This is a genomic window from Corynebacterium tuberculostearicum (assembly GCF_022347235.1).
Taxonomy (GTDB): domain Bacteria; phylum Actinomycetota; class Actinomycetes; order Mycobacteriales; family Mycobacteriaceae; genus Corynebacterium; species Corynebacterium tuberculostearicum_F.
Genome location: NZ_JAKRDX010000038.1, coordinates 1 through 4,162 on the forward strand (window position 1 = coordinate 1; position 4,162 = coordinate 4,162).

The 4,162-nt window shown below is 63.1% G+C and carries 4 protein-coding genes and 1 pseudogene; all 5 read left to right on the forward strand.

The features are described 5' to 3' along the window. Positions 1-180, forward strand: a pseudogene (locus MHK09_RS11510) (type III secretion system chaperone family protein); the annotation flags it as partial. 55 nt (positions 181-235) lie between these two features. Continuing rightward, positions 236-826: an orotate phosphoribosyltransferase gene (gene pyrE, locus MHK09_RS11515; protein WP_005325539.1), complete on the forward strand. Its 591-nt coding sequence runs from the start codon at positions 236-238 to the stop codon at positions 824-826. Next, positions 813-1,526: a TrmH family RNA methyltransferase gene (locus MHK09_RS11520; RefSeq protein WP_005325540.1), complete on the forward strand. Its 714-nt coding sequence runs from the start codon at positions 813-815 to the stop codon at positions 1,524-1,526. The genes pyrE and MHK09_RS11520 overlap by 14 nt, the downstream gene beginning before the upstream one ends. 54 nt (positions 1,527-1,580) lie before the next feature. Further along, positions 1,581-2,771 carry a glycoside hydrolase family 76 protein gene (locus MHK09_RS11525; protein WP_250413608.1) on the forward strand — a complete coding sequence of 397 codons (1,191 nt, stop codon included), beginning with the start codon at positions 1,581-1,583 and terminating at the stop codon, positions 2,769-2,771. Positions 2,772-2,916: 145 nt separating this feature from the next. Further along, the gene (gene fbaA / locus MHK09_RS11530; RefSeq protein ID WP_005325542.1) at positions 2,917-3,951 is read left to right on the forward strand and encodes a class II fructose-bisphosphate aldolase; all 1,035 of its coding nucleotides are present in this window, start codon (positions 2,917-2,919) and stop codon (positions 3,949-3,951) included. Positions 3,952-4,162 lie beyond the last annotated feature (211 nt).

Below are 4,162 nucleotides of genomic sequence, written 5' to 3' on the forward strand. Positions count from 1 at the left end.
ACCCCCGATTCCCACACCGCCCGCCTGCCGCGCCAGCAGTTCCGCGCCGCCTCCATCTTCGACAGCCCCTCCGCCGACTCCACCACCGACGGCCCCCGCGCGGCCGACCCCAACCCAGTCGACCCCAACCCGGCCAGCGAGTCCGCGGCCGAGGAATCGGACCCGCGCCGGGGAGAGTAGCCTAGAGTCCGATACCGGCGGCCGGCCGCCGCCCACGAACCACGACAAGGAGCAGATGACTGTGGATTCTCACACCACCAACGCCCAGAACGCGCATGCCCAAAACCTGGACGCCGAGAAGAAGGCCCGCCTCGCAGAACTAGTCAAGGAACTGGCCGTCGTCCACGGCAAGGTGACCCTGTCCTCGGGCAAGGAAGCTGACTACTACGTGGATCTCCGCCGCGCTACCTTGCACCACGAGGCTTCCCGCCTCATCGGCGCCCTGCTGCGCGAGCTGACCGCAGATTGGGATTTCGCGGCCGTCGGTGGCCTGACCCTCGGCGCCGACCCGGTTGCTACCTCCATTATGCATGCCGAAGGCCGCGATATCGACGCCTTCGTCGTGCGCAAAGAAGCCAAGAAGCACGGCATGCAGCGCCGCATCGAGGGCGCCGACGTAGAAGGCAAGAAGGTTCTTGTCGTAGAAGACACCACCACTACCGGTAACTCCCCGCTGACCGCCGTGGCCGCGCTGCGCGAGGCCGGCGCCGAGGTCGTGGGCGTAGCCACTGTCGTGGACCGCGAGACCGGTGCTGGCGACGTCATCGCCGCAGAAGGCCTCGAGTACCGCTCCCTGCTGGGCCTGGGCGACCTTGACCTCGCCTAACGCAGATAGCGCGGCCGACCAGACCAAGCCGGACGAGGCCAAACCGGACGAGGCCAAGGGGCCGACCGAGTGGAACGAGGGCCGCCACGGCGTAGGCCCCTGGGAAGGTCCGCTGCCGCAAGGGCCGGAAGCCGCGAAATACGATCCAGAGCTGCTTGCCGAAGGCGACCGTCGCAACGTCGTCGACGCCTACCGCTACTGGAGCAGGGAAGCGATCACAGAGGACATCGATAAGCGCCGGCATAGCCTGCACATCGCCATCGAGAACTTCGAAAACGACGCCAATATCGGCACCGTCGTGCGCACCGCCAACGCCTTCGCTGTCGATACCGTGCACATCGTCGGCCGGCGGCGGTGGAATCGCCGCGGGGCAATGGTCACGGATAGGTACCAGCACTTGATGCACCACGAGAGCGTCGAGAAGCTTATTGCGTGGGCGGCCGAGGAGGGCCTTACCGTCGTTGCCATCGACAACACCCCCGGTTGCGTGCCCCTGGAAACGGCCGAGCTACCGGAGCGCAGCCTGCTGCTATTCGGCCAGGAAGGCCCCGGCGTGACGCAAGCGGCCCAGGATGCCGCGGTGATGACCTGCTCCATCGCCCAATTTGGCTCCACCCGCTCCATCAACGCGGGCGTTGCGGCCGGCATCGCCATGCACGCCTGGATCCGCCAGCACGCCGATCTGGCAAATTCCTGGTAGGAAGATCGTTACACTAGCTATATCTACCCGTGCGACTGGAGTGATTGAGGAATCGTGGAAGAAAAGTGGGCCCACCGCGCCGAACTCGCAGAGGCCGCCATCAATGAGCGCCACGCGCACTCCGTATGGGGCCTGCCGCGCACCAATCTTGCCGTGGTCAGCTGGCCGCCCACCACGAAGGAAAAGCTCTTTGTCCACTGGCACTACTGGTGGCAGGCCCACTACTTGGACTGCCTCGTTGATGCGGCGCTGCGCAATAACACCAAGGTGCGCCGCCACCGCATCTATGACACCTTGCGCGGCATTCGCATTCGCAACCTCGCGCAGCTGACCAAGAATAAGTACTACGACGACAAGGCCTGGCTCGCGCTGGCCTTCGGTCGCGTCGAAGACCTGAAGAAGGCAAAGACGCCGAAGCGGCTGGCGGCCCTGCAGCGCAATATCCACGAAGGCCTCGATGAAACGCTTGGCGTGCTGCCGTGGCGCTTGGGCGAGAATTTCATGAACGTGCCCTCCAACGGCCCAGGCGCCATCATGCTCGCGCGGATGGGGCGCATTGAGGAAGCGCGCCACATCGTTGACTGGATCTATGACCACCTGCTGGACGACGACGGCTACATCATGGACGGCGTCCGCATGCGCATGGACGGCCCTGAGGTGGTAAAAAACATCCACCCCTACTGCCAGGGTGTAGTGCTCGGCGCGTGCCTGGAAATCGTGCTGGCGCTGCGGGAAAAGGCCGGCGTGGGCGATTTGGAACAGATCGAAAGCGTGTACGAGGCCGAGATGGCTTCCGAGATGATGGATTACATCATCCGCATCCGGGGCTTGGTGCAGACCGTGGCTTCGGGCATGGCTACGCCTTCGGGCGTGGTGGACTGGGAGACCGGCGATGGTGACGGTGGCCTGTTTAAAGGCATTTTGATGCGCTATCTTGCCGACGTCGCCGTGCGCCTGCCCGGCGATTCTCCTGCCAACCGTGCGACGAAGAAGCTGGCCGCGCGCATGGTGGTGGCCTCGGCCGAGTCGGTGTGGGAACACCGCCTCGAGGTCGACGGCCTGCCGATTTTCGGATCCGACTGGTTGTCCGATGCGCGCCTGCCGCATAACTACGGCTTCGGCCGGCGCACCATGAGTGAGAAGGTCGGCATCATTCGCGTAGATGAGCGCGATTTGTCCGTGCAGCTTTCCGGCTGGATGCTGATGGAGGCCTGCGCCCGCGTGGCGCGATATTTGGCTAAATAGCCCTCGCCTGTCGGGGTGGATTGGTCCCGGAAATGACCGGGTTGAAAATGTCACACGGTTTTTGCGGCAGAATTTCCGTGAAACGGGCATACTTGGCTGTTGGAACGTGTTTGACCACAAACCCACTTTTTAAGGATGGAAACTCATGCCAATTGCAACCCCTGAGGTCTATAACGAGATGCTGGATACCGCGAAGAAGAACGGCTTCGCGTTCCCAGCAATCAACTGCACCTCATCTGAGACCATTAACGCAGCTCTGAAGGGCTTTGCTGAGGCCGAGTCCGACGGCATCATCCAGTTCTCCACCGGCGGTGCCGCTTTCGGTTCCGGCCTGGCACTGAAGGATAAGGTCAAGGGTGCTCAGGCACTGGCCGCATTTGCTCACGAGGCCGCCAAGCACTACGGCGTGAATATCGCGCTGCACACCGACCACTGCCAGAAGGAAGTACTCGATGAGTTCGTCCGCCCGCTGCTGGCCATCTCCCAGGAGCGCGTCGACCGCGGTGAGAACCCGCTGTTCCAGTCCCACATGTGGGACGGCTCCGCTATCCCCATCGACGAGAACCTGGTCATCGCCCAGGAGCTGCTGGAAAAGGCTAAGAGCGCGCACGTCATCCTCGAGGCCGAGATCGGCGTCGTCGGCGGCGAAGAGGACGGCGTCCAGGCTAAGGCGGGCGCTAACCTCTACACCTCCCCAGAGGACTTTGAAAAGACCATCGATGCCCTGGGCACAGGCGAGAAGGGCCGCTATCTGCTGGCCGCAACCTTCGGCAACGTTCACGGCGTCTACAAGCCAGGCAACGTGAAGCTGCGCCCGGAGGTCCTGCTCGAGGGCCAGAAGGTGGCACAGAAGAAGCTCGGCCTGGGTGAGGACGAGTACGCCTTCGACTTCGTCTTCCACGGTGGATCCGGCTCCGAGAAGGAAAAGATCGAAGAGGCTCTGGGCTACGGCGTCATCAAGATGAACGTGGACACCGATACCCAGTACGCCTTCACCAACCCGATTGCTCGCCACATGATGACGAATTACGATGGCGTCTTCAAGATTGACGGCGAGGTCGGCAACAAGAAGGCCTACGACCCACGCTCCTACCTGAAGAAGGCAGAGCAGAGCATGTCCGAGCGCGTCATCGAGTCCTGCCAGGACCTGCACTCTGTGGGTAAGTCCATCTCCAAGTAATTTGGCCACCATGTTCTAAGTTGAGGCAGTCTCGCATATAGGCATGCCGAATGAGCCGCTTCCCCGCGCGGGAGGTGGCTTTTTCGTACTTTCGGCCGGGGCGGCTCCGGGCCGGGTCTGGGCGGCGACTCGGTGAGCGGCCGGCGCAGTTAGGGGTTGCCTGTGGAGCTGGCGCTGGAGCTGGGGCTGGCGCTGGGGTTGTGGTTAGGGG